Genomic DNA, 25,553 nt, shown 5'->3' with positions numbered 1-25,553 from the left:
TTCAAGGTGTGGGTTCACATCACCGCGCCGACTTGCCAAGGCACGAATTCGTTTTGACCGTAGCCGTGGCGCTCGCTCTTGGTGGGCTCGCCCGAAGCCGCAGCCAGAATCATCTCGAAGATGCGCTGACCCATGTCGGCGATGCTCACGCCGCCGTCCACGATCTCGCCGCAGTTCAGGTCCATGTCCTCTTCCTGCTTTTTCCACAAGGCGGTGTTGGTCGAGAACTTCAGGCTGGGTGAGGGCGCGCAGCCGTAAGCGCTGCCGCGGCCAGTGGTGAAGCAAATCAGGTTGGCCCCGCCCGCCACTTGGCCTGTGGCACTGACCGGGTCGTAACCGGGCGTGTCCATGTAGACAAAGCCTTTGGCGGTTACCGGCTCGGCGTATTCGTAGACCGCCTGCAGGTTGCTCGTGCCGCCTTTGGCCACTGCGCCCAAAGATTTTTCCAAGATGGTGGTCAGGCCGCCGGCCTTGTTGCCGGGGGAGGGGTTGTTGTTCATCTCGCCGCCGTTGATGGCGGTGTAGTTTTCCCACCAGCGGATGCGCTCGATCAGTTTGTGCGCCACCTCTGGCTTGACCGCGCGGCGGGTGAGCAAATGCTCGGCGCCGTAAATTTCGGGGGTTTCGCTCAGGATGGCGGTGCCGCCATGCTGCACCAACAAGTCCACCGCCACGCCCAGTGCGGGGTTGGCGCTGATGCCCGAATAACCATCGGAGCCGCCGCACTGCAGGCCCACCGTGATGTGCTCGGCGCTGCAAGGCTCGCGCTGGATCGCGTTGGCGCGGGGCAACATCTCTTCGATCAAGGCAATCCCTTTTTCGACCGTCAGGCGCGTGCCGCCCGAGTCCTGGATGTTGAAGACCTTGAGCGTTTCACCCACGCGCAGGCTGCTGTGCGCCAGCCAGGTGCTGAGCTGGTTGGCTTCGCAGCCCAAACCCACCACCACCACGCCCCAGAAGTTGGCGTGCGTGGCGTAACCGGCGAGTGTGCGCTCGAGCAGTTGGATGCCCAGCCCTTCGGTGTCCATGCCGCAGCCGGTGCCGTGGGTCAGGGCCACCACACCATCCACATTGGGAAAGTTGGCCAGCGCAGCTGGGTTGTTGCGTTTAGAGAAATGGTCGGCAATAGCGCGTGCCGCAGTGGCCGAGCAATTCACGCTCGACAACACGCCGATGTAATTGCGCGTCGCCACGCGGCCATCAGAGCGCTTGTAGCCCATGAAGGTCGCCTGCTGGCGGGCAGGTTCAGGCTTCACGTCTTGCCCGATGGCGTAGTCGCGCTCGAAGTTGCCTTTTTCGGCGCCCATGTTCAGGTTGTGCGTGTGCACATGCTCGCCCGGCGCGATGGGCTGGTGCGCAAAACCAATGATCTGGTTGTAGCGGCGCACCGGCTCGCCCACAGCGATGGCGCGTGTGGCGACCTTGTGGCCCGGCGGGATCAGGCCGCGCACGGGCACACCTTCGACGGCGCTGCCGCTCATGAGTTGGCTGCGGGCGATGACCACGTCGTCAGACGGGTGCAGGCGGATGAAGAGATTGGACATGTTGAACGTTGCTTCAAAACGGGGCTGAACATCAGCTCCGAGGGGTCAATAAAACTGCTTGGGCAACCACAGCACCAGGCTGGGCATATAGGTGATGACCGCCAGGCTGCCCAGCAAGGGGAACAGCCAGGGCAAGATGGCCATGGTGGTGCGCTCCACACTGAGCTTGGCCACCCTCGCCAACACAAACAGCACCATGCCCATGGGCGGGTGCAGCAAACCGATCATGAGGTTGAGCACCATGATCAGACCGAAGTGCACCAGGTCAATGCCCAACTGCTGGCAAATCGGCACCAGAATCGGCACCAGGATGGTGATGGCGGCGGTGGGCTCGAGGAAGCAGCCCACAAACAGCATGAGCGCGTTGGCCAGCAGCAAAAATACCCAAGGTTCTTGGGTGAAGCCCAACACCCAAGCGGAGATGGCGGTGGTCACGCCTGTGGCGGTGAGCATCCAGCCGAAGATGCTGGCAGCGGCCACGATGAACAGCACGGTGGCGGTGGTCTCTACCGTGTCCAGGCAGATCTTCACGAACATCTTGAAGTTGAGCGTGCGGTACCAGAAGAAGCCTAAGGCAATCGCCCAAACGCAAGCCGCAATGGCGCCTTCGGTGGGGGTGAACACGCCGGTGGTCATGCCGCCAATCAAGATCACGGGGGTCATGATGGGCAACACGGCTTGGAAGTCGAAAAACTTGTCGGCGGCGAACAAAACGATCAGGGCCACAAACACCGTGAGTTGAGGCGGCGTGCCCATGGCCGTGACCAGCCACCAAATCGCCAGGGGCCAGCCCACCACCACCGCGGTTTCGGCCAGGGCCTTGATGACCTTGGGCCATTCGAATTTCACATCGGCGCCCCAGCCGTTTTTGTGCGCGAAATAGGCCACCGTGAGCATCATGAGCAGGGCCATGAAAATACCGGGCAAGATGCCCGCGAGGAACAGCGCACCCACCGAGACGTTGGCCATCATGCCGTAGATCACAAAGGGCAAGCTGGGCGGGATGATGGGGCCCAATGTGGCCGAAGCGGCGGTGACGCCCACGGCAAATTCGGTGCTGTAGCCATGGTCTTTCATGGCTTTGATCTCGATGGTGCCCAGGCCTGCCGCATCGGCAATGGCCGTGCCGCTCATGCCCGCAAACACCACCGAGCCGACCACGTTGACGTGACCCAAGCCCCCTTTGAGCCAGCCCACCAAGGCCAGTGCGTAGTTGTAGATGCGGTTGGTGATGCCCGCGTTGTTCATCAGGTTGCCGGCCAGAATGAAGAAGGGCACGGCCAGCAGCGGAAAACTGTCGATGCCCGAGACCATGCGGTGGATGACCACAAAGGGCGGTGAACTTTGGGTAAACAAGATGTAAATCAAAGACGCGCCCGCCATGGCAATGGCCACCGGGATCCCGCCACTCATGAGAAAGAGAAAAATGATTTTCAGCATGGGAACACTTTCAGGTGGGCGATTTCAGCGGTCGGTCATTTCGGATTCGGGGCGTTGCAGCACGGTGTAGCCGCGCTGCCAATGCACCTTGGCCACCCACATGGCGCGCAAGCACATGGCGGCGAAGCCGGCCATGACCACGCCATAAACGAGGTTCATGGGCAAGTCGATGATGGTCATCTTGTAGCTGCCCAGTTTTTCCATCATCTGGCCCGTGAGGAAGGTGGCGGCCGCAAAGAAGGCGATGCGCATCACATCGACCACAGTGCCCATCAAGCGACCCATCCAGTCGGGCATGAAGCGAAAGAAGAAGTCCACCTGGATGTGGTTGTTTTTCGCCACACCAATCGTGGCCCCCGTGAACACGGTGGCAATGAGCAAATAACGCGCAATCTCTTCGGTCCACGAGGCCGAGTTGTTCATCACGTAGCGCGTGAAAAATTGGTAAAAAACCGTCAGGCCCAAGGCCCAGAAGAAGGCCAAAGCCACCCAGGCTTCGATGGGCGTGCCCGACAGATCGACATCCTCATCGGTCGCGTGAAACTGGCCATCGTCGCCCATGACTTTGGGCATGGCGTCGAGGTCGGGAAGGTTGCTCATGGGATGTCCTTGGGTTCGAGAGTTGGCCCATCTGGCGCAGACCGAACTTGCCATGTTCGGCCTGCGTGCTGGGTCAAATTTTCAGGAGGGTGCGTGAAGCACCCCACCTGAAAAGAGCGCCTTATTTGGCCGCTTGAATCTTGTCGAAGTCAGACTGAGTGAAACCCATGCCTGTGAGGGGCTTGTTTTTCAGCACAGCATCTTGGAATGACTTGCGGTCCACCTGCACGATCTGCAGACCTTTTTTCTTGAACTCGTCCACCAACTCAGCCTCACGCGCCTTGATCTTGGCAGTTGCGCGCACAGCAGCTTCTTGTGTCACGTCGGTGAACAGTTTTTTCTCGGCATCGCTCAACTTGTTCCACACATGCGGGGCGATCTGGGTGGTCAGGCCGTCGACGATGTGCCCGGTGAGCATGATGGCCTTTTGCACTTCAAAGAACTTCTTGGCCTCGATCGTGGTCAAAGGGTTCTCTTGGGCTTCCACGGTCCCGTTTTGCAGGGCCAGGTACACCTCGGCAAAAGCAATGGGCGTGGGGTTGGCGCCGCAGGCTTCAGGCGTGGCGCGGTAAGCAGGCACATCGGGCACACGGATTTTGATGCCCTTCATGCCAGCACAGTTGGTGAAGGCTTTTTGCGCGGTGGTGTGGCGTGCACCGTAGTAGGTATAGGCCGTGACCTGGATGCCGGTTTTGGCGCGGAACTCACTGACCATCTCCTGGAACACAGGGCTTTTGGAATAAGCGATCAGGTGGTCACCATCGCGGAAGATGAAGGGGTAGTAGGCGATGCCAAAGCGGGGGTATGTACGGGCGGCAAAGGAGGGGCCGCTGATGATCATGTCCACTGTGCCCAGAGTCAGGCCCTGGTTGATGTCGGTTTCCTTGCCCAAGGTGGAGGCCGGGAAGACCTGGATGTCGAACTTGCCATTGCTGCGCTTTTTGATTTCATCGGCCGCCCACACCGATTCGGTGTGGTAGGGCTCAGAAGTCTCGTAGACGTGGGCCCACTTGAGTTTTTGCTGGGCCTGAGCACCAGTGCTCATCAGCAGGGTGCCCATGGCCAAGGCGCCCAATGCGGCCAAGGTCTTCAGTGCGAATCGTTTGCTCATCGTTGTCTCCTCTCGGGTTTTAAAAAAATTGCTGACGCGGGAACAGAAAATCACCCTAGCGGGCGGGTGCGCGGCGCCAGCTCGCGCTGTATCTTTTGTGGGCTTGCTTCAGGTGCTTTTGCATGGCTTTACGGGCCGCGCTGCTGTCACGTGCCTCGATAGCGTGCATCACTTCCTGGTGTTCTGCAATGGCGGTTTGCCATGAGTCAGGGTGTTCGAAGTAATCCCCCAGCCGTTCAAACAAAGGGCCGTTGCGGGCCATCCAGTAGCGCTGCACCGTGTCCAGCAGAACACTGTTGCCGCAGGCCTGGGCAATGGCTTCGTGAAAGGCTTCATCGCCCTGGCGCGGGATTTCATCTCGAGCGGCTTCGAGCTTCATTTGTTGCAGCCCGCTTTTGATGGCTTTGAGGTCGCCCTTTTGTGCGTTGGCGGCGGCCAGGGCCGCCACTTCGGCCTCGACCAGAATCCGGGCGCTCATGACTTCCAGAGGTCCCCAGTTGGCGGGGGTGTCGTCATCCAGCTCGGCATGGGCTGTGGGCTTGGCCGCTGCGGTGTGCCGCACATAAATGCCAGAGCCTGTGCGCACCTCGATCATGCCCTCGACTTCCAGCGCAATCAGGGCTTCGCGCACCGAAGGTCGGCTCACGCCCAGTTGCAGGGCCAGGTCGCGTTCGGCTGGCAGTCGCGAACCCAGCGCAAACTCGCCCGACGCCATCAGTTGCCGAACTTGTTCGGCAATCTGGCGGTAAAGGCGCTGCGGGGCCACGGTTTGCAAGGGCATGGGGGTGATCAGGGATAACGTGAATTGGACAAGTGGTCAGACCAGTTGCAGAATCATCACATGTTCAATGGCCCTTGCAACTCCGCACAAACCCGCACGACAGCTGTCACGCAAACGACGCACGGCGCGTTAGAGATGTCTCATGCTGCAAAGCCTTGAAACCCTTGTGACTGTGGGTGTCGCTGTCGGCGGCTGTTCCTGCCTCACCAGATCCTGCCGCACCTGTTTTTGTCACCATCTCTGTTGTCCCACATGAGCCCCGTCACCATTGAGCGCGTGAGCATTCGGCAAGTGAATTTGCCGCCCAAGGTCTTGCGCACCGACGCCATCCAGTCCTTTGTGACGCAAGAAACGATCTTGCTCACGCTGCACTGCAGTGATGGCATCGCAGCCACGGGCTATGCCTACACCATTGGCACCGGCGGCTCTTCGGTGATCGCCTTGCTCAAGGACCACCTGGCCCCACGTTTGGTCGGACGCAACCCGGTGATGGTCGAGGCCATCTGGAAGGATTTGTTTTTTCACACCCATGCCACGGCTGTGGGCGCCATGACCAGCCTGGCGCTGGCTTGCGTGGACACGGCCTTGTGGGATTGGCGTGCGCAAAGCCAGGGCCTGCCGCTTTGGCAGTTGCTGGGCGGGGCCCAAGCGCGTGTGCCGCTGTACACCACCGAAGGCGGTTGGTTGCATTTGTCGCCCGAGGCGCTGGTGGACCAGACGCTGGAGGCGCAAGCCCAAGGTTTCAAAGGCGCCAAGATCAAGATCGGCCGCCCGCATGTGAGCGAAGACGTGGCGCGGCTGAGCGCCGTGCGGGACGCAGTGGGGCCGGGCTTTGAGCTGATGACCGATGCGAACCAGGGCTTCAACCGGGCCGAGGCCGTGCGCCGTGCGCGGGCATTTGACGGCTTGGGCTTGGCCTGGATGGAAGAACCCATGCCTGCCGAAGATGTGTCGGGCCACCGCCAGTTGCGCGAGCACACCACCATTCCTGTGGCGGTGGGCGAGTCCATGTACCACCCGATGCAGTTTCGCGAATACCTGGAGCAAGGCGCCTGCTCGATCGTGCAGCCCGATGTGGCCCGCATTGGCGGCATCACACCCTGGATCAAGACCGCGCACCTGGCCGAAACCTTTGACGTGGCGGTGTGCCCGCACTTTTTGATGGAGTTGCATGTGAGCCTGTGCGCTGCCGTGCCCAACGCCACTTGGGTGGAATACATCCCGCAACTCGACGACATCACCACTTCGCGCATGAAAGTGCAGGACGGTTTTGCTCATCCGCCTGACGCCTCAGGTCTGGGCATCGCCTGGGACTGGGCCGCCATCGCTGCAAGACAGATCACCCAACTGGAGATAAAAGCACCATGAGACTCAAAGGAAAAATCGCACTGGTCACTGCCGCCGGACAAGGCATTGGCCAGGCGGCTGCATTGGCCATGGCGGCCGAGGGCGCAACAGTCTATGCCACCGATGTGAATGCCGAGCTGCTCAAGGCGTACCAAGGCGTGGCCAATGTGCACACCGCCGTGCTGAACGTGCTCGACAAGAAGGCCATTGCCGCCCAAGTGGCCAGCTTGCCGCGCATCGACATCATCTTCAACTGCGCGGGCTTTGTGCACAACGGCAACATCGAATTGGCCACCGACGACGATTGGGAATTTGCCTTCAACCTGAACGTACGATCGCAGTTCTGGATGATCCAGGCGGCCATCCCCAAAATGCTGGCGCAGTTCGAAAAAAACGGGCAGGGCGGCAGCATCATCAACATGGCCAGCGTGTGCTCCAGCGTTCGCGGCCTGCCCAACCGTTTCATCTACGGTGCGAGCAAAGCGGCCGTGATTGGCCTGACCAAAAGCGTGGCGGCCGACTATGTGCGCAAAGGCATTCGGTGCAACTGCATCTGCCCCGGCACCGTGGACACCCCTTCGCTGCAAGACCGCATCAACAGCTATGCCGACCCGGTACAGGCCCGACAAGACTTCATCAACCGCCAACCCATGGGCCGTTTGGCCCAGGCGCACGAGATCGCACCCATCGTCACCTTCCTCGCTTCCGACGAATCCATCTTCGCCACAGGCAATGCCTACATGGTCGACGGTGGCATGACCATTTGATTTTTCTGAAAGACACACACATGAACTTGTTGGACATGAAAGGCCGCCACGCGGTCATCACCGGAGGCGCAACCGGTTTGGGTTTTGCCATTGCGCAGCGCATGCTGTCCTCGGGCGCACGCGTCACGATCTGGGACCGGGATGTGGTGGGCATGGCCAAAGCCGCCGAGCAGCTGCGTCAAGGGCAACTGGGCGCAGTGGTCAACACAGTGCAGGTGGACGTGGCCGATCACGCTTCGGTGGTCCATGCCACAGCCCAAACCACCGCACTGGCGGGGGTGGATGTGCTGGTCAACAGTGCGGGCATCACCGGCCCCAACGTGAAGGTCTGGGACTACCCTGTTGACGCCTGGAAGCAGGTGTTCGACGTGAACGTGCACGGCCTGTTTCATTGCTGCCGCGAACTGAGCGCCCACATGAAGGCCCGCAACTATGGGCGCATCGTCAACATCGCCTCGGTGGCGGGCAAGGACGGCAACCCCAACGCCAGCGCTTACAGTGCCAGCAAGGCAGCCGTCATCGGGTTGACCAAATCCTTGGGCAAAGAGTTGGCCGACACGGGCGTGCGCGTGAACTGTGTCACCCCGGCGGCTGTGAAGACGGCCATCTTTGATCAAATGACGCCCGAGCACATCCAGTTCATGCTCTCCAAAATTCCAATGGCCCGCTTTGGCGAGCCCGAAGAAGTCGCCGCCATGGTGACCTGGCTGAGCACCGAAGACTGTTCCTTCTCCACCGGTGCGGTCTTTGACCTCTCGGGCGGCCGTTCCACTTATTGATCCATCTGAAAACTGAAAGGCATTTATGAAACTCGTTCGCTATGGCCAACCCGGCAAAGAAAAACCCGGTCTGATCGACGCCGAAGGCCGCTTGCGCGACCTGAGCGCTGTGGTCAAAGACATCTCGCCTGAGCTGCTCAACGACAAGGCCTTGGCCAAGTTGGCCAAAGTCAAGACCGACAAGCTGCCCCTGGTGCGCGGCAAAAAGCGTTTTGGCACGCCCATCTCCTACACCAGCAAGTTCATCGCCATCGGCTTGAACTACGCCGACCATGCGGCCGAGTCGAACATGCCCATCCCGGCCGAGCCGATCGTGTTCACCAAAGCCATCTCCTGCATCCAGGGTGCGAACGACGACGTCATGCTGCCCAAGGGCTCCAAGAAGTCCGACTGGGAGGTTGAGCTGGGCATCGTGATTGGCACGCGCACCCGTTATGTCTCCCAAAAAGACGCCTTGAACCATGTGGCCGGCTACTGCGTGGTCAATGACGTGAGCGAGCGTGAATACCAGCTCGAGCGCGGCGCCACCTGGGACAAGGGCAAGGGTTGCGACACCTTCGGCCCCGTTGGCCCTTGGCTGGTCACGCGTGACGAAGTGCCCAACCCGCAAGCTTTGGGCATGTGGCTCGATGTGAACGGCGTGCGCTTTCAAACCGGCAACACCAAGACCATGATCTTTGGTGTGGCCAAGTTGGTGAGCTATGTCAGCCAATTCATGACGCTGGAGCCCGGCGACATCATCACCACGGGCACCCCGCCGGGCGTGGGCATGGGCGTCAAGGTCGACGGCAAGCCTGCTCCGGTGTTCCTCAAGCGCGGCGACGTGATGCGCTTGGGCATCGAGGGCTTGGGCGAGCAAACCCAGAAAGTCGTGGCCTTCAAAGCCTGATGCTGCTTTGACGCCCGTGCGCCACCCCCGATGTGATCGGGGGTGGCGCACTTTCGGGCTGCCACCGGTGCGCCCCACCTGATTGACCCTTGGTCCATCAGGTGTTTGTTTGTTGGGCCATTTTTGGTGCAAAATAGAACGGTCGTTCTTTTTTATGCGCCATGACCGATCACAAAAAACCCTCCAATGTTGAAGCATTGCCTGCACCAGAGGCAGGCCGCCGCGTGTTGATCAAAGGCCAGCAAACGAAGGCTGTGATCATCGATGCGGCGCTGGGCTTGGCCTCGCAAATCGGCCTGGAAGGCCTGTCCATCGGTGCGGTGGCCGAGGTCACGGGCATGAGCAAGTCGGGCGTGTTTGCCCACTTTGGCTCGCGCGAAGAGCTGCAAATTTCCGTCATCCGCGAATACCACGACCGGTTTGAGGCCGAGGTGTTTTACGCCGCCATGCAAAAGCCCAGAGGTCTGCCTCGCCTGCAGGCCCTGTTTGACAACTGGATGGTGCAGACCTCGGCCGAGATCGATTCGGGTTGCATTTACATCAGTGGTGCGGTCGAGTTTGACGATCGCACCGGCCCGGTGCGCGACGCGCTGGCCTCTTCGGTGTCCACCTGGCAAACCGCCTTGCGCCGGGCGGTGGAACTGGCCCAGGACGAAGGCCAACTCAGCCGCGCATCCGATGCCCATCAAATCGCTTTTGAAATCCATGGGCTGATTTTGGCCCTGCATTACGAAGCCCGTTTTTTGCGCAACCCCACTGCCGCCGACCGCGCCCGCCAAGGCTTTCAACACATCTTGGCCCGCTATGAAGGGCCGGGTATGCCATCTGGCCCCGCGCCCACCAACACGAAACCAGCGCCCAAGCTTGTGGCCGTGCCCAAGGCCCGCCGCAAGCCTGCCGGCGGCTGATTCCCTCATTTTTTGCCCCGCACACCGATCCAAGGAGCCCCCATGCCCGTTTACAACCCACCCCTTCGCGACATGCAGTTTGTCTTGCACGAATTGCTCAACGTCAGCGCCGAGCTCAAGGCCTTGCCCAAGCACGCCGACACCGACGCCGACACCATCAACGCGGTGCTCGAAGAAGGCGGAAAATTCGCATCCGAAGTGGTGTTTCCCCTGAACATTTCGGGTGACACCCAGGGCTGCCAGCTCAACCGCGACACACACGAGGTCAAAGCCCCGAATGGTTTCAAAGCGGCTTATGCGCAGTACGTGGCTGGTGGCTGGCCATCGCTCAGCTGCGATACCGACTTCGGCGGCCAAGGTTTGCCCTTTGTGGTCAACCAGTGCTTTTACGAGATGCTCAACTCGGCCAACCAGGCCTGGACCATGTACCCCGGCTTGTCGCACGGCGCCTACGAGTGCCTGCATGCGCACGGCACGCCCGAGCAAAAAGCCTTGTACCTGCCCAAGCTGACCAGCGGCGAGTGGACCGGCACCATGTGTCTGACCGAGCCCCATTGCGGCACCGACCTGGGCATGCTGCGCACCAAGGCCGAGCCTCAGGCCGACGGCACCTACAAGCTAAGCGGTCAGAAGATTTTCATCAGCGCAGGCGAGCACGATCTGGCCCCCAACATCGTTCACTTGGTGCTGGCCCGCTTGCCCGATGCGCCGCCCGGCAGCAAAGGCATCAGCCTGTTCATCGTGCCCAAGTTCAATGTGGCGGCCGACGGCAGCATGGGTGAGCGCAACGGCATCTACTGCGGTGGCCTGGAGCACAAGATGGGTATCCACGGCAATGCCACGTGCCAAATGGTGCTCGATGGTGCCGTTGGCACCTTGGTGGGCCAGCCCCATAAAGGATTGGCGGCCATGTTCGTGATGATGAATGCGGCCCGCCTGGGCGTGGGCAACCAGTCGCTGGGCCTGACCGAAGTGGCTTACCAAAACGCGCTGGCCTATGCCAAAGACCGCGTGCAGATGCGCTCGCTCACTGGCGTGAAAGCCCCCGGCAAGCCGGCCGATCCGATCATCGTGCACCCCGATGTGCGCCGCATGCTGATGACCGCGAAGGCCTATGCCGAGGGGGGGCGTGCGCTGGCCTGCTATTGCGCCTTGCTGCTGGACAAAGAGATCAACCACCCCGACGAGGCCGTGCGTGCCGAGGCCGCCGAAGTCGTGGCCTTGCTGACACCCATCGTGAAAGCTTTCACCACCGACAACGCTTGGGAAGCCACCTCGGCTTGCCAGCAGGTGTTTGGCGGTCACGGCTACATCAAGGAGTGGGGCATGGAGCAGTTTGTGCGCGATGCCCGCATCAACATGATTTACGAAGGCACCAACACCATCCAGTCGCTCGACTTGCTGGGCCGCAAGGTGCTGGGCAATCAGGGCGCCACACTCAAGAAGTTTGGCAAACTGGTCGAGCAATTGGTCAAGCCCGAGATGGCCAATGAAGCCATGGGCGAGTTCATCAAGCCCTTGGCCGATTTGGGCCAAAAACTCACGCAACTGACCGGCGAAGTCGGCATGAAAGCCATGAGCAATGCCGACGAAGTGGGCGCTGCCGCGGTGGACTACCTGCGCGTGGTGGGGCATTTGGTGCTGGGCTACTTCTGGGCCCGTTCGGCGCAAATCGCCTTGGTCAAATTGGCCGAGGCCGAAGAGGAAGCGCAACGCCCCGACCCGTTCTACCAAGCCAAGCTGCAGACCGCGCGTTTTTATTTCACCCGCCTGATGCCTGAAACATCCACCTTGATGCGCCGCATCCGCGCGGGCAGCGATGTGCTGATGGACACCGACGCCGCGCTGGCATGACCGAGACCTTCAGGAGTCAACCCATGAAAAAAGTTTCCCGCGCATTCGCCCTGCTTGTCATGGGCTGCATGGCCCTGGCAGCCCAGGCCAACAGCCCTGTGGGCCGTTGGCACACGATTGACGACAAAACCGGCGAGACCAAGAGCGTGGTCACCATCGAAAACGCGGGCGGTGTGCTGCGCGGCAAGGTCAGCCAGATTTTGCGCAAGGACGCTGACCCTGCAGCCAAGTGCGGCCTGTGCAAGGACGATCGCAAGGACCAAGCCATTTTGGGCATGGAAATCATCCGGGGCGTGAAAAAGTCGGCGGGCCATGAGTATTGGGATGGTGGCGACATCCTCGACCCGGAAGAGGGCAAGCTGTACCGCGTGCGACTGACGCCCATCGAGGGTGGCGCGAAACTGCAAGTGCGCGGTTTCCTTGGCCCCTTCTGGCGCAACCAGTTGTGGGTCAAAGCCCCCTGACCCTTTTCCATCCCAACTGCCGCCCGTGGTGGCGGCCCTTTCATCTTGAGGCGAGAGCACCATGTCTGACATCCTGACCCACACCGACGCAGGGGTGATGACCATCACCTTCAACCGCCTGGACAAGAAGAACTCCATCACCGCCGCCATGTACGCCGCCATGGCCGACGCCGTGGCCCAGGCCGGGGCCGATCCAGCCGTTCGCGTGGTGGTGTTTCAGGGGCACGAGAGCATCTTCAGCGCGGGCAACGACATCGGTGACTTTTTGAACCAGCCCCCCACCACGCAAGAGTCGCCCGTGTTCCGTTTTTTGCGCGGCATCGCCACCTTCGAAAAGCCGCTGCTCGCTGCTGTGGCCGGGCCTGCCGTGGGCATCGGCACCACCATGCTGTTCCATTGCGACCTGGTCTATGCCGGTGACAACGCCGCGTTCTCCATGCCCTTCGTCAACCTGGGCCTCTGTCCTGAAGCAGCTTCCAGCCTGCTGGCGCCGCGCATGTTCGGCTACCACCGCGCTGCCGAAGCCCTGCTGATGGGCGAACCCTTCTTTGCCGAAGCCGCGCAGGAGGTGGGCCTGGTCAACCGCGTGGTGCCCCCCACCGAGGTCAATGGTTACGCCCAGGCGCAGGCCCGCAAACTGGCCGCCAAGCCACTGACCTCCCTGATCGCCACCAAGCGCTTGATGAAAAGCGGCTACCAGCAAGAAGTGCTGCAAAAGATGGACGAAGAAGGCCAAAGCTTTGGCCGCATGTTGCTTGAACCTGCTGCCAAAGAAGCTTTCGGCGCCTTCATGGAAAAACGCAAACCCGACTTCAGCAAGGTCTGAAGTTGGCGCTCGCGGGGGGGACCGCAGGGTGTGAGCTTTTTCTGGCGGGCTTTGGCTCAGGCCTCACATGGGGCTGAAGCTGCCGACCTGCACCTTTGCCTGCACCCTGTCCCAGCGCATGTGGTGATCGATAGAATCACCCGATGCCCCATCGCCCAACCACCCCCATCGTTCTGGAACCCGAATACATCGAAGGTTTCCGCCAGATCTACGAAGAAAAAATCGTTTTCAACAAGACCCTCGGTCTGAAACTGGTGAAAGTCACGCCCGAGGGCGTGGAGGCCCGCATCGACATGCGGCCTGAGTTGGTGGGACACTTTGCCTACAACCGCATCCATGGGGGCGTCATCAGCGCGGTGCTGGATGCCATCGGCAGCGCAGCCGTCATGGCCGCGCTGGCGGCCAAACACATGGACGAGTCGCCCGCCAAACGCCTGGAGCGCTTTGCCAAGCTGGGCACCATCGATTTGCGGGTGGACTATTTGCGCCCTGGCATTGGCGAGCACTTCACCATCACGGCCAATGCTTTGCGCGTGGGCTCGCGGGTGGGCTCGTCGCGCATGGAGTTTTGTGGGCCCGACGGCACATTGATGTCGACAGGCGCTGCGGCCTACATCGTGTCCTGAGCGTCCCGAGCCCCATCATTCGGCAGGCACTGGCCGGGGCTTGCCTTGGTCGTCCACCGCCACATAGGTCAGGTTCGCTTCGGTGACCTTGATGTACTGGCCTTGCAGCTGAAAGCGCTCGGCAAACACCTCCACCTTGACCGTGACCGAGGTGCGTCCCACGCGCACAATGCGCGAGAAAAACGACAGGATGTCGCCCACCTTGACGGCCTGTTTGAAAATGAACTCGTTCACCGCCACGGTGACCATGCGCCCGCGCACACGCCGGGCGGGCAACACGGCACCGGCCAAGTCGACCTGGGCCATGACCCAGCCGCCAAAAATATCGCCGCTGGCATTGCAGTCGGCTGGCATGGGGATGACTTTGAGCACCAGCTCCTGGTCGGTGGGCAAAGACACGGTATCGGGGCGTGGGGTGGCAGACATGGGCACAATCGGTGGTTAACGTCAAAATCGGATTGTCCCTTATGCGCCACCACGGCGAAACCGCTGCCTCTGCCACCCCCCATGCCCCTGGCGCCAAGCCCGGCGCTGCAACCCAGCCGCCAGCCGGCAGCGACTGGAAAACCCTCTCGCGCCTTTTGCCCTATTTGTGGCAATACAAATGGCGCGTGTTCTTTGCCTTGACCCTCATGGTGGGGGCCAAACTGGCCAACGTGAGCGTGCCTTTGCTGCTCAAAGAGTTGGTGGATGCCATGAGCCTCAAGCCCGGCGACCCACAAGCGGTGCTGGTGGTGCCAGTGGCGCTGCTGGTGGGCTACGGTGCCTTGCGTTTGCTGACATCGGCTTTCACCGAATTGCGTGAGCTGGTGTTTGCCAAAGCCACGCAAGGTGCTTCGCGCTCCATCGCTTTGCAGACCTTTGAGCACCTGCACGCCCTGAGCCTGCGCTTTCATTTGGCGCGGCAGACCGGGGGCATGACGCGCGACATCGAGCGCGGCGTGCGTGGCATCGAGTCATTGATCTCTTATTCGCTCTACAGCGTCATCCCCACACTGATCGAGGTGGGCCTGGTGTTGGCCATTTTGGCTGTCAAGTTTGACGCCTGGTTTGCGGGCATCACGCTGGTGGCTTTGGCGCTGTACATCTTTTTCACCGTGCGCGTGACCGAGTGGCGCACGCAGTTTCGCAAACAGGCCAACGAGTTCGACTCGGCCGCGCACACCCGGGCGATTGACTCGCTGCTGAACTACGAAACCGTCAAATACTTTGGCAACGAGCGTTTTGAGGCAGGACGCTACGACGAAAGTCTGGAGCGCCTGCGCCTGGCGCGGCTCAAGGCGCAAACCACCTTGTCGGTGCTCAATACCGGGCAGCAGCTCATCATCGCGTCGGCCTTGGTGGCCATGCTGTGGCGGGCCACAGAGGGTGTGGTGGCCGGGCGCATGACTTTGGGCGATTTGGTGATGATCAATGCCTTCATGATCCAGCTCTACATTCCACTCAACTTTCTGGGCGTGCTCTACCGCGAGATCAAGCAAAGCCTGACCGATCTGGACAAGATGTTCGTGCTGATGGACCGCGAACGCGAAGTGGCCGATGTACCGGGTTCGCCTGCGCTGGCTTTGCAAGGTGCACCCGATGTGGTGTTTGACCGCGTGTCCTTTGCCTACGAGAGCGACCGCCCGATCCTGCAAGACATCAGCTTCAGCATTCCTGCGGGCAAAACCGTGGCGGTGGTCGGGCCTTCGGGTTCGGGCAAGTCCACGCTGGCCCGATTGATGTTCCGCTTTTACGACGTGCAGCAAGGCAACATCTGCATCGCGGGGCAGGACATTCGCCAAGTCACACAAGCGAGCGTTCGCCAAGCCTTGGGCATCGTGCCGCAAGACACGGTGCTGTTCAACGACAGCGTGGCCTACAACATCGCCTATGGCCGACCTGGTGCGAGCCAGCTTGAGATCGAAGGCGCGGCGCGTTCGGCCCGCATCCACGACTTCATCGCCTCCACGCCCAAGGGCTACCAAACCTCGGTGGGCGAGCGCGGGCTGAAGCTGTCGGGTGGCGAAAAACAGCGCGTGGCCATTGCCCGCACCCTGCTCAAAGACCCGCCAATTTTGGTGTTCGACGAAGCCACCTCGGCACTCGATTCAGCCAATGAACGCGCCATCCAGACCGAGCTGGCCAGCGTCGCACAAAACAAGACCACGCTGGTGATCGCCCACCGTTTGTCCACTGTGGTCGATGCACATGAGATTTTGGTGATGGAAGCAGGCCGGATCATCGAACGCGGCAACCACGCCGAGCTGCTGGCCAGCCAAGGCCGCTACGCCAGCATGTGGGCTTTGCAGCAAAACGCAGAGTCACCGCCAGCGCTGGCCGCTGACTTGGCCGCGACATAATCCGCGCATGGAAACCAAGTGGCTTGAAGACTTTGTGAGCTTGGCTGAAACCCACAGTTTCAGCCGCTCGGCGCAGTTGCGCCATGTCACGCAGCCCGCCTTTTCCCGGCGCATCCAGTCGCTGGAGGCTTGGGCCGGGGCCGATCTGGTGGACCGCAGCTCTTACCCCACCAAACTCACACCGGCGGGTGAGACCCTTTACGCGCAGGCGCTGGAGTTGCTGCAATCCTTGCAAAACACCCGGGCCATGCTGCGCGGGCACAACTCGGCGGGGCAGGATTTCATCGAGTTTGCGGTGCCTCACACGCTGGCGTTCACTTTTTTCCCATCCTGGGTGGCCAGTTTGCGCGAGAGCTTTGGGCCGATCAAAAGCCGCCTGATTGCCTTGAACGTGCACGATGCCGCGATGCGTCTGGCCGAGGGTGGTTGCGATGTGTTGATCGTTTACCACCACCCCTCTCAACCCTTGCAACTCGATGCCGAGCGTTACGACATGGTGGTGTTGGGTGCCGAGTCCATCGCCCCGTATGTGCTGGCCCCGGCCGACGGCAGCCCAGCGTGCAGTTTGCCGGGAACGCCTGCGCGGCCTTTGCCCTATTTGGGCTATGCCCCCGGCGCTTATTTGGGGGGCGTGACGGACTGGATACTTCAGCATTCGGGCACACCGATCCATTTGGACCGGGTGTATGAAACCGACATGGCCGAAGGCTTGAAAGTCATGGCCCTGCAAGGGCATGGCATCGCATTTTTGCCAGAAAGCGCCGTGCGCAAGGAAGTGCAGAGCGGCGCTCTGGTGGAGGCCCATTTGCCTGGGGGCCACAGTCTGGCCTTGACCATGGAGGTCAGGGCTTACCGGGCCAAACTGGGTCCCAAAACCAGTTCTCGGCATCCTGCACACGAGCTTTGGCAACATTTGGCACTGGAAACCCCGCACCTTTTAGGGGGCTGATGCCTTGGCGCATCGTGTTATGCATTTTTTGCATTAACCTTCCGGGTACACCCTGATGCAGGGATGGGGTCTGGATCACTATAGTCACTGTATCCTCGCGTCGGGCACATTTTGTGCAATGACTGTGACGACCCGGCCTGTCACCGTGCCATGATGGTGCATCCATGCCCGACAAGGGCATGGTTTAACGTACGCCTTTGGGCGATTTTTTGGAGAAATGAATGAAAAAACAATTGTTCGCTGCGGCGATCGCTGCTTTGGCCTGTGTGGCCGCTCAAGCCGACACCATCGCCAAAGTCAAAAACTCTGGTGTGATCACCATGGGTGTGCGCGATTCTTCAGGCGCCTTGTCCTACACCCTCGGTGACGGCAAGTACGCCGGTTTCCACTACGAGATTTGCCAGCGCATCATCGCCAACGTCGAAAAAGCGGCAGGCAAGAAGTTGGACGTGAAGTTCCAGTCCGTGACCTCACAAAACCGCATTCCCTTGGTTCAAAACGGCACCGTGGACATCGAATGCGGCTCGACCACCAACAATGCGGCGCGTCAAAAAGACGTGGCCTTTGTGGTCACCACCTTTGTGGAAGAAGTGCGCATCGCCGTGAAGGCCGCCTCGGGCATCACTTCGATCGGCCAACTCAAAGACCGCAGTGTGGCCACCACCACCGGCACCACTTCGGTGCAGCTGCTGCGCAAGCATGAGCGCGCCAATGGCGTCGACTTCAAGGAAGTCTTTGGCAAGGACCACGCTGACAGCTTCTTGCTGTTGGAATCCGGTCGCGCCGACGCATTCGTGATGGACGGCCAGATCCTGGCTGGCAACATTGCCACCGCCAAGAACCCAGCTGACTTCAAGATCGTGGGTGAAGTGCTCAACGTGGAGCCCATCGCCATCATGATCCGCAAGGACGACCCCGCCTTCAAGAAACTGGCCGATGACACCGTGCGTGACATGGTCAAGAGCGGTGACATGGCCAAGGCCTATGACAAGTGGTTCATGCAACCTATCCCACCCAAAAACACCCGCGTGGGCTTGGCTGCCAGCGATGCCACCAAAACCGCTTGGGCCAACTTGAACGACAAGCCGGCTGAAGATTACGCCAAAAAATAAAACGGCTCTTCGCATCGAAAAACCCCGCCGGGGCTGACTTGGGCGGGGTTTTTCTTTGGGCAACGGATTTCGCTTTGCAGGGAAGACAACATGACTTGGGACTGGCAGGTTTTTTTCACCGACGACGGCAGTGGTCGAACTTATTTGGAGTGGATGCTGGAGGCTTGGCGCTGGACGCTGGCCGTGGCGGCGTGTTCTTGGGTCGTGGCCATGAGCGTTGGCGCCGTGGTGGGCACGGTGCGCACCTTGCCCGGACGCCCGGTTTGGGTCGCTTTGGGCAACGCCTGGGTCGAGTTGTTCCGCAACATACCGCTGTTGGTGCAAATTTTCTTGTGGTACTTCGTGGTGCCCAAAATCATTCCCGCCTTTCAGCAGGTGCCGGGCTTTGTGTTGGTGGTGTTTGCCTTGGGATTTTTCACTTCGGCGCGCATCGCTGAGCAGGTGCGGGCAGGTATCCAAGCCTTGCCCAAAGGGCAAACCTATGCCGCCATGGCGGTGGGATTTACAACGGCACAGTCTTACCGCTATGTGCTCTTGCCCATGGCCTTTCGCATCATCTTGCCGCCGCTGACCAGCGAGTCAATGAACTTGTTGAAAAACTCGTCCGTGGCTTTTGCGGTGTCGATCGCCGAACTCACCATGTTTGCCATGCAGGCGCAAGAAGAAACCTCACGCGGCATCGAAATTTACATCGCGGTGACCGGCCTGTATGCCTTGTCGGCTTTTGGGGTCAACCGCGTGTTTGCCTTGATTGAAAAGAAAATGCGCGTACCGGGCTTCATTGTTTCGGCCGGCACGGGGGGGCACTGACATGTTCGGACTCGACCTCTCGTTTTTCGATTTGGAGATGCTGCGCAAGTTCGTGTGGAACGGCTTGGTTTTCAGCGTCCAACTGACCATCACCGCCACCATCGGTGGCGTGATCTTCGGCACCTTGCTGGCACTGATGCGCCTGTCGGGCTCCAAACTTTTGTCGGTGCCCGCCACCTTTTATGTCAACGGCATGCGTTCGGTGCCCTTGGTCATGGTGATCCTGTGGTTCTATTTGCTGATGCCGTTCTTGATTGGCAGACCGATAGGTGCCGAATGGTCGGCCATCATCACCTTTGTGGCGTTTGAGGCGGCTTATTTCAGCGAAATCATGCGGGCCGGCATCCAGTCCATCCCGCGGGGTCAGGTGTTTGCAGGCCAAGCCATGGGCATGACCTATGGGCAAAACATGCGCCTGATCATCTTGCCCCAAGCTTTCAGGAACATGCTGCCGGTGTTGCTCACGCAGACCATCATCTTGTTCCAAGACACCTCCTTGGTCTATGCCATTGGTGCCTATGATTTGCTCAAGGGCTTCACCAACGCGGGCAAAATTTACGGCCGACCCGAAGAGGCGTACATCTTGGCCGCTGGCGTGTATTTCGTGATTTGTTTTGGTTTGTCGTGGGGCGTCAAGCGCCTGCAGGCCAAGATTGCCATCGTGCGCTGAATGAAATGGGGGAATGAAAATGATTGAAATCAAGAATGTGTCCAAGTGGTACGGACCGGTGCAGGTGCTCAACGACTGCTCGGTCAGCATCAACAAGGGCGATGTGGTGGTCGTGTGCGGCCCCTCCGGCTCGGGCAAGTCCACCCTCATCAAAACCGTCAATGGTCTGGAGCCTGTGCAGCAAGGCAGCATCCATGTGGACGGCGTCTCGCTCATGGACGCCAACACCGACCTGCCCAAACTGCGTTCGCGCGTGGGCATGGTGTTTCAGAGCTTTGAATTGTTCCCGCACCTGTCGGTGACCGAGAACCTGACGATTGCCCAGATCAAAGTTTTGGGACGCACAGAAGACGAAGCCCGCGAGCGCGGCCTCAAGATGCTCGACCGCGTGGGCTTGCTGGCGCACAAGGACAAGTTCCCGGGCCAACTCTCCGGTGGTCAGCAGCAGCGTGTGGCCATTGCCCGCGCCTTGTCGATGGACCCGATCGTGATGCTGTTTGACGAGCCCACCTCGGCGCTTGACCCCGAGATGGTGGGTGAGGTGCTGGACGTGATGGTGCAACTGGCCCAAGAAGGCATGACCATGATGGTGGTCACACACGAGATGGGCTTTGCCCGCAAGGTGGCCAACCGCGTGATCTTCATCGACGTGGGCGGCCGCATTTTGGAAGACTGCTCCAAGGACGAGTTCTTCAACCACCCGGAAAACCGCCAGCCCCGCACCAAGGATTTCTTGAACAAAATCCTGCAGCATTGAGCATGAGCGCCATGGGTCAGAACTTGCCAGCCATCGAGGTCATGCCGCGCGACTTGTCCGCCTACCGGCTGGGCAATGTGGGTGTGGATTTTGTCCATCGCTTCGACTCGGGTGTGCCCGGACCGCATGTCTTGGTCAATGCCCTCACACATGGCAACGAGTTTTGTGGCATGGTCGCCGCCTGTCATTTGCTGGACACGGGTGTGCGGCCCTTGCGTGGCACGCTCACGGTGAGCTTTGCCAATGTGGCGGCCTATGAGTCCTTCGATCCGGCCCGACCTTTTGAAAGCCGCCAGATCACGCACAACTTCAACCGCATCTGGTCCGAAGAATGGCTCGACGGCTCAGACGACAGCGTAGAGCTGCGCCGTGCGCGTGCCATGCGCGCCGTGGTGGCCGAGGCGGACCACATTCTGGACATCCACTCCACGAGCCAGGATGTGGTGCCTTTCTGGGTCTACCCGGCCTTTGCCCGCAATGCACGCGCTGCCAGTGCCCTGGCGGCACCTGCGGTGCACTTGGTGATGCCTCAAGGGCTGGGGTCGGGGACACCGGTCATTCAGCATGGCCGTCATGGCCAGGCCCAGAGCAACGCAGGCGCTGCCCTCGTGGTCGAGTGCGGTCAACATTTCAAGCAAAGCTCGGCCGATCTGGCCATCCAAGTGTCGATGGATTTTTTGGGGCATTTCGGTCTCCTTGAGCGGGCCGCAGCCCCCGCGACAGCACCGCGCCGCTTCGAGCTGCTCACAACCCATGTGGTGGCGCATGCGGATTTCCGCTTCACCCGGCCGGTGATCGGTTTTGAAACCTTTGCCAAGGGCGAGTTGATCGCCATGGACGGTGACCAACCCTTGCATGCCACCTGTGACGACTGCACGCTTTTCATGCCCACGCGCGAGCCCGTGGTGGGGCGCGAGGGCGTTTACCTCACCCGTCCGCTGGCCGATTGAGGCGGCTGACCGCAGCGGGGCGTCGGACCTTTGCGACAATACGCCCCATGACCCAAGAACTCACCCTCATCCGCCCCGACGACTGGCACCTGCATGTGCGCGATGGCGCCGCCCTGAACGTGGTGGTGCCGCACACCGCCGCCCAATTCGGCCGCGCCATCATCATGCCCAACCTCAAGCCGCCCGTGACCACAGCCGAGCAGGCGCTGGCCTACAAGGCACGCATTCAGGCCGCCGTGCCGGCAGGCATGGCTTTTGAGCCGCTGATGACCTTGTACTTGACGGACAACCTGGCCCCGGCGGAGATCGCCCGCGCCAAGGCCGCAGGCGTGGTGGCCTGCAAGCTCTACCCGGCAGGGGCCACCACCAACAGCGACGCGGGTGTGACCGACCTGCGCAAAATCTACCCCGTGCTCGAAGCCATGCAGCGCGAAGGCGTGCTGCTGCTGGTGCACGGCGAAGTCACCTCGTCCGACATCGACCTGTTTGACCGCGAAGCCGTGTTCATTGAGCAGCAACTGATCCCGCTGCGCCGCGACTTCCCGGGTTTGAAAATCGTGATGGAACACATCACCACGAAAGAAGCCGCCGACTATGTGGCTGCGGGCGACGCGAACTTGGGCGCGACCATCACCGCCCACCACCTGCTGTACAACCGCAACGCCATCTTCACCGGCGGCATCCGCCCACATTACTACTGCTTGCCTGTGCTCAAGCGCGAAACCCACCGCCTGGCCCTGGTGCAGGCGGCCACCCGTGGCAACCCACGTTTCTTCCTGGGCACCGACAGCGCCCCGCACCCGGCGCACCTCAAAGAGCACGCCAGCGGTTGCGCCGGTTGCTACACCGCGCATGCCGCCATCGAGATGTACGCCGAAGTCTTTGAGCAAGCGGGCGCGCTGGACAAGCTCGAAGGCTTTGCCAGCTTCTTCGGCGCCGATTTCTACGGCCTGCCGCGCAATACCAGCACCATCACTCTGCGCCGCGAAAGCTGGACACCCGCTGAAAGCTTTGCCTACGGCGAGGCCGAACTCAAGCCCCTGCGTTCGGGCGAAAGTCTGCCGTGGCGTCTGGTGGCGGGCTGAGCCTCCCACTGGCCGGGCACCGCTGCGCGCCAGCCTCCAGCCTGAGCGTGCCCGACATCGACTGGGAGGCGCCTTGGCTGGCCGACTGGCGGGCCGTGGGTGAGCCCATCGCACGCCAAGTGGCGGCGGGCCTGCCCCAGCCCGAGGCCTTGAATGCGTCGGGCCATGCCCCCCTGCGCTTTGTGTCGCAAGCCGACTTGCCCGAGGGCCAAGCCTACGAAGACTTCATTTTTGCCACCGGCCAGGTGCCCACCCGCGAAGGATTGCACGACTTCTTCAATGCCCTGTGCTGGATGCATTTCCCGCTGGCCAAAAAACGCCTCAACCAGTTGCAGGCCCGTGAAATCGCCCGCGCCGGGGTGGGCCAGGTGCGGGGCCCGGTGCGCGACGCTGCCACCGTGTTCGATGAAAACGCGCTGCTGATCCAGCCCTCCGATGCGGTGTGGGCGGCCTTGACCGAGCACCGCTGGATCGATGCCTTTGTAGGTTTGCGCAGTGAGTGGGCACACACACGGCTTTGGACCTTCGGCCATGCCGCCCTTGAAAAAGCGGTGCAGCCCTACAAGTCCATCACGGTGCACCTGTGGCGCGTGCCGGAAGGGGTGGTTCAGGCCGACATCGACGCCTGGTTGGCGCAAGACCTCACGCCAGAAAAGCTGGCCCGCAAACCCTTCAGCCCCTTGCCCCTGTTGGGGGTGCCGGGCTGGTGGCTGGCCAACGAAGACCCGGCGTTTTACGCCGATGCCAGCGTGTTCCGTCCCCGCAGAAATCCGCGCCTGGCGGAAAAACCGTACGCCAAACCGGAAATCACGCCCCCGGCTTGATTTTGCAGTCCGACACCCTAATATCCGTCCCAACGTGCCCGCGTCTTTCGGGTGAAAGTGAACCTCAACATGAAACGCATTTTTCTTTTCGTCGCGACCAACCTGGCCGTGGTGCTGGTTTTAGGCATCGTCGCCAACTTGCTGGGCGTCAACCGCTTTTTGACCTCCAACGGCCTGAACCTGGGTGCTTTGCTGGGTTTTGCGCTGATCATGGGCTTTGGTGGCGCCATCATCTCTTTGCTCATGAGCAAATGGATCGCCAAGATGTCCTCGGGCGTCCAAGTCATTGCCCAACCGGCCAACGCCGACGAAGCCTGGATCGTGGACACCGTGCGCAAACTGGCTGACAAAGCCGGCATCGGCATGCCCGAAGTCGGTATTTTTGAAGGCGACCCCAACGCTTTTGCCACCGGCGCTTTCCGTGACTCGGCCTTGGTGGCCGTGTCCACGGGTTTGCTGCAAAACATGACCCACGAAGAAATCGAGGCCGTGCTCGCCCACGAAGTGGCGCACATTGCCAACGGCGACATGGTCACCATGGCCCTGATCCAGGGCGTCATGAACACTTTCGTGGTGTTCATCTCCCGCGTGGTGGGTTATGCGGTGGACAGCTTTTTGCGCAAGGGCGACAGCGAAAACACCGGCCCTGGCATCGGCTACTACGTGACCACCATCGTGATGGACATTCTGTTGGGCGTTCTCGCGGCGATCATCGTGGCCTGGTTCAGCCGCCAGCGCGAGTTCCGCGCCGATGCCAGCGCTGCGCAGTTGATGGGCCGCAAGCAGCCCATGATCAACGCCTTGGCCCGCTTGGGTGGCGTGCACACCGCCGAATTGCCGAAAAGCATGGCCGCCATGGGCATCGCCGGGGGCATCGGTCAACTGTTCAGCACCCACCCGCCCATCGAGCAGCGCATTGCCGCACTGCAAAACAGCGCGGGTTAATTCCTGACTTTTGAAGTGGGAGCGAGCCCCCGCTCGCGAATTCGGGGCAGGTCACAAGCACCATTCGGCCGCAGGGGCGGCCTCCCACCCCCATTCGACCCCGGACAAGCCCCGTAACCGAGGTGACCTGCCCGTGCGCTGAAACGACCTAAGATGGCGGCGTGATGGATCTTCGCCTTGGTGTTTGCGCATGAAGCCGCGCAAAGCCTTTTTCTCCCCCCCTCGACAATGGTTGCTCGCGCACCACCGCAGTCGGCGCTTATTTGCGGGCTGGCCTGTGGCGGTGCGGGGCATGGTCTGGATGGTGCTGGGCGGGGTGCTGTTCTCCCTTTTGAATACCGTCGCCAGAGAACTGACCTTGCATCTGGATGTTTACCAGTCGCAGTTCCTGCGCTATTTGTTTGGCTTGTTCTTCATCCTGCCCTGGGTTTGGCGCGACGGCTGGCGTGCCTACATGCCTGTGAACATGGTGGGCCAGTTCTGGCGCGGCGGGGTACACACGCTGGGGCTGGTGTTGTGGTTCACGGCCTTGCCCAAAATCCCCCTGGCCGACATGACGGCCATTGGCTTTACCGGCCCGATTTTCATCATGCTCGGCGCGGCCTGGTTTTTGGGCGAGCCCATGCGCAAAGACCGCTGGATCGCGGCCATCATCGGCTTTGCGGGCGTGTTGGTGGTGGTCCTGCCCAAAATGTCAGGCGAGGGCGGTTGGTTCAACCTGGTCATGCTGGCCTCGTCGCCCGTGTTTGCGGCGTCCTTTCTCATCACCAAAGCCCTGACCCGCTATGAAAAAGCGGGCGTGATTGTGCTGTGGCAAGCCCTGACGGTCACGGTCTTGAGCCTGCCGATGGCGCTGCCCAACTGGCAAGCGCCCACCTTGATGCAGTGGCTCGGCTTTGCCGCCACGGGCGTGCTCGGCACGCTCGCCCACTATTGCCTGACGCGGGCCTTCGCCCTGGCCGATATTTCGGCCATCCAGTCGCTGCGCTTTTTAGACCTGGTTTGGGCCTCGATCTTGGGCTGGTTGGTGTTTGGCGATGTGCCCAGCCAATGGACCTGGGCTGGGGCCTTGGTCATCTTGGGCGCCACCGTCTGGATTGCCCGCAGGGAAAGCCGGAGAAAGACCGTCGTGCCCGATTGACGGGGTATATTGCCCCGCTCAACAGGGAGAAC

The 25,553-nt window shown here is 60.9% G+C and carries 26 protein-coding genes; 20 read left to right on the top strand and 6 right to left on the bottom strand.

The genetic code is table 11. The features are described from left to right. Positions 1-14: 14 nt before the first annotated feature. The 5 genes from LHAB_RS02515 to LHAB_RS02495 all read right to left on the bottom strand — a co-directional run bounded on the left by LHAB_RS02515 (position 15) and on the right by LHAB_RS02495 (position 5,476). Complete coding sequence (locus tag LHAB_RS02515) at positions 15-1,544, bottom strand: UxaA family hydrolase (RefSeq protein ID WP_090043777.1); 1,530 nt, start codon at positions 1,542-1,544, stop codon at positions 15-17. A 45-nt stretch (positions 1,545-1,589) separates the two neighbouring features. After that, positions 1,590-2,984, bottom strand: a complete 1,395-nt coding sequence (locus tag LHAB_RS02510; RefSeq protein WP_090043776.1) for a TRAP transporter large permease — start codon at positions 2,982-2,984, stop codon at positions 1,590-1,592. A gap of 24 nt (positions 2,985-3,008) precedes the next feature. Beyond that, positions 3,009-3,584 (bottom strand): TRAP transporter small permease, encoded by a 576-nt coding sequence (locus LHAB_RS02505; RefSeq protein ID WP_090043775.1) that lies wholly within the window; start codon positions 3,582-3,584, stop codon positions 3,009-3,011. A gap of 121 nt (positions 3,585-3,705) precedes the next feature. Further along, positions 3,706-4,695 carry a sialic acid TRAP transporter substrate-binding protein SiaP gene (locus tag LHAB_RS02500; protein ID WP_090043774.1) on the bottom strand — a complete coding sequence of 330 codons (990 nt, stop codon included), beginning with the start codon at positions 4,693-4,695 and terminating at the stop codon, positions 3,706-3,708. 55 nt (positions 4,696-4,750) lie between these two features. Beyond that, positions 4,751-5,476: a FadR/GntR family transcriptional regulator gene (locus LHAB_RS02495; RefSeq protein ID WP_090043773.1), complete on the bottom strand. Its 726-nt coding sequence runs from the start codon at positions 5,474-5,476 to the stop codon at positions 4,751-4,753. A 252-nt stretch (positions 5,477-5,728) separates the two neighbouring features. Here LHAB_RS02495 and LHAB_RS02490 point away from each other — a divergent pair, with 252 nt between their 5' ends. From LHAB_RS02490 to LHAB_RS02450, 9 genes are all read left to right on the top strand, one after another. Then, positions 5,729-6,844 (top strand): mandelate racemase/muconate lactonizing enzyme family protein, encoded by a 1,116-nt coding sequence (locus tag LHAB_RS02490; RefSeq protein WP_090043772.1) that lies wholly within the window; start codon positions 5,729-5,731, stop codon positions 6,842-6,844. After that, positions 6,841-7,590, top strand: coding sequence for an SDR family oxidoreductase (locus LHAB_RS02485; RefSeq protein WP_090043771.1), 750 nt, complete (start codon positions 6,841-6,843; stop codon positions 7,588-7,590). Before LHAB_RS02490 ends, LHAB_RS02485 begins: the two co-directional genes overlap by 4 nt. Before the next feature lie 20 nt (positions 7,591-7,610). Further along, positions 7,611-8,369, top strand: a complete 759-nt coding sequence (locus tag LHAB_RS02480) for an SDR family NAD(P)-dependent oxidoreductase (RefSeq protein WP_090043770.1) — start codon at positions 7,611-7,613, stop codon at positions 8,367-8,369. Positions 8,370-8,394: 25 nt separating this feature from the next. Continuing rightward, the gene (locus LHAB_RS02475; RefSeq protein WP_090043769.1) at positions 8,395-9,258 is read left to right on the top strand and encodes a fumarylacetoacetate hydrolase family protein; all 864 of its coding nucleotides are present in this window, start codon (positions 8,395-8,397) and stop codon (positions 9,256-9,258) included. 161 nt (positions 9,259-9,419) lie between these two features. Continuing rightward, positions 9,420-10,166, top strand: coding sequence for a TetR/AcrR family transcriptional regulator (locus tag LHAB_RS02470; RefSeq protein ID WP_090043768.1), 747 nt, complete (start codon positions 9,420-9,422; stop codon positions 10,164-10,166). 42 nt (positions 10,167-10,208) lie between these two features. Then, the gene (locus LHAB_RS02465; RefSeq protein WP_090043767.1) at positions 10,209-12,020 is read left to right on the top strand and encodes an acyl-CoA dehydrogenase C-terminal domain-containing protein; all 1,812 of its coding nucleotides are present in this window, start codon (positions 10,209-10,211) and stop codon (positions 12,018-12,020) included. A gap of 23 nt (positions 12,021-12,043) precedes the next feature. Next, on the top strand, positions 12,044-12,484 hold the full coding sequence (locus tag LHAB_RS02460) for a DUF2147 domain-containing protein (RefSeq protein ID WP_090043766.1): 441 nt from the start codon (positions 12,044-12,046) through the stop codon (positions 12,482-12,484). A gap of 61 nt (positions 12,485-12,545) precedes the next feature. Continuing rightward, the gene (locus LHAB_RS02455) at positions 12,546-13,310 is read left to right on the top strand and encodes an enoyl-CoA hydratase (protein WP_090043765.1); all 765 of its coding nucleotides are present in this window, start codon (positions 12,546-12,548) and stop codon (positions 13,308-13,310) included. Between the two features lie 143 nt (positions 13,311-13,453). After that, positions 13,454-13,936: a thioesterase family protein gene (locus tag LHAB_RS02450; RefSeq protein WP_090043764.1), complete on the top strand. Its 483-nt coding sequence runs from the start codon at positions 13,454-13,456 to the stop codon at positions 13,934-13,936. Positions 13,937-13,951: 15 nt separating this feature from the next. Here LHAB_RS02450 and LHAB_RS02445 read toward each other — a convergent pair whose 3' ends face one another. After that, a complete protein-coding gene (locus LHAB_RS02445; RefSeq protein WP_090043763.1) occupies positions 13,952-14,362 on the bottom strand; it encodes an acyl-CoA thioesterase in 411 nt (136 codons plus the stop codon). Between the two features lie 41 nt (positions 14,363-14,403). On the opposite strand from LHAB_RS02445, the gene LHAB_RS02440 reads away from it, so the two are divergent. The 11 genes from LHAB_RS02440 (at position 14,404) to LHAB_RS02390 (ending at position 25,521) form a co-directional block, all read left to right on the top strand. Continuing rightward, the gene (locus LHAB_RS02440) at positions 14,404-16,278 is read left to right on the top strand and encodes an ABCB family ABC transporter ATP-binding protein/permease (protein WP_090043762.1); all 1,875 of its coding nucleotides are present in this window, start codon (positions 14,404-14,406) and stop codon (positions 16,276-16,278) included. Between the two features lie 7 nt (positions 16,279-16,285). After that, the gene (locus LHAB_RS02435) at positions 16,286-17,227 is read left to right on the top strand and encodes a LysR substrate-binding domain-containing protein (protein WP_090043761.1); all 942 of its coding nucleotides are present in this window, start codon (positions 16,286-16,288) and stop codon (positions 17,225-17,227) included. Between the two features lie 221 nt (positions 17,228-17,448). Continuing rightward, the gene (locus tag LHAB_RS02430; protein ID WP_090043760.1) at positions 17,449-18,339 is read left to right on the top strand and encodes an amino acid ABC transporter substrate-binding protein; all 891 of its coding nucleotides are present in this window, start codon (positions 17,449-17,451) and stop codon (positions 18,337-18,339) included. Between the two features lie 90 nt (positions 18,340-18,429). Beyond that, positions 18,430-19,149: an amino acid ABC transporter permease gene (locus tag LHAB_RS02425; protein ID WP_090043759.1), complete on the top strand. Its 720-nt coding sequence runs from the start codon at positions 18,430-18,432 to the stop codon at positions 19,147-19,149. 1 nt (position 19,150) lies between these two features. Further along, positions 19,151-19,819, top strand: coding sequence for an amino acid ABC transporter permease (locus tag LHAB_RS02420; RefSeq protein ID WP_090043758.1), 669 nt, complete (start codon positions 19,151-19,153; stop codon positions 19,817-19,819). 19 nt (positions 19,820-19,838) lie between these two features. Continuing rightward, a complete protein-coding gene (locus LHAB_RS02415; RefSeq protein WP_090043863.1) occupies positions 19,839-20,576 on the top strand; it encodes an amino acid ABC transporter ATP-binding protein in 738 nt (245 codons plus the stop codon). An 11-nt stretch (positions 20,577-20,587) separates the two neighbouring features. Further along, positions 20,588-21,526, top strand: a complete 939-nt coding sequence (locus tag LHAB_RS02410) for a M14 family metallopeptidase (RefSeq protein ID WP_090043862.1) — start codon at positions 20,588-20,590, stop codon at positions 21,524-21,526. A gap of 47 nt (positions 21,527-21,573) precedes the next feature. Further along, positions 21,574-22,611 (top strand): dihydroorotase, encoded by a 1,038-nt coding sequence (gene pyrC, locus LHAB_RS02405; RefSeq protein ID WP_090043757.1) that lies wholly within the window; start codon positions 21,574-21,576, stop codon positions 22,609-22,611. A gap of 47 nt (positions 22,612-22,658) precedes the next feature. Beyond that, entirely contained in the window at positions 22,659-23,435 is a 777-nt protein-coding gene (locus LHAB_RS02400) for a DUF3025 domain-containing protein (protein WP_090043861.1), read from the top strand. 69 nt (positions 23,436-23,504) lie between these two features. Continuing rightward, complete coding sequence (gene htpX, locus LHAB_RS02395) at positions 23,505-24,380, top strand: protease HtpX (protein WP_090043860.1); 876 nt, start codon at positions 23,505-23,507, stop codon at positions 24,378-24,380. Positions 24,381-24,570: 190 nt separating this feature from the next. Beyond that, a complete protein-coding gene (locus tag LHAB_RS02390) occupies positions 24,571-25,521 on the top strand; it encodes a DMT family transporter (protein ID WP_090043756.1) in 951 nt (316 codons plus the stop codon). The last annotated feature ends 32 nt before the right edge of the window (positions 25,522-25,553 follow it).

Origin of the sequence: Limnohabitans sp. 2KL-27 (genome assembly GCF_001269345.1) — a bacterium.
Classification (GTDB): Bacteria; Pseudomonadota; Gammaproteobacteria; order Burkholderiales; family Burkholderiaceae_C; genus Limnohabitans_A.
Note: the sequence above shows the minus strand (reverse complement) of the source record. Positions and strands in the feature narration are given on the sequence as shown.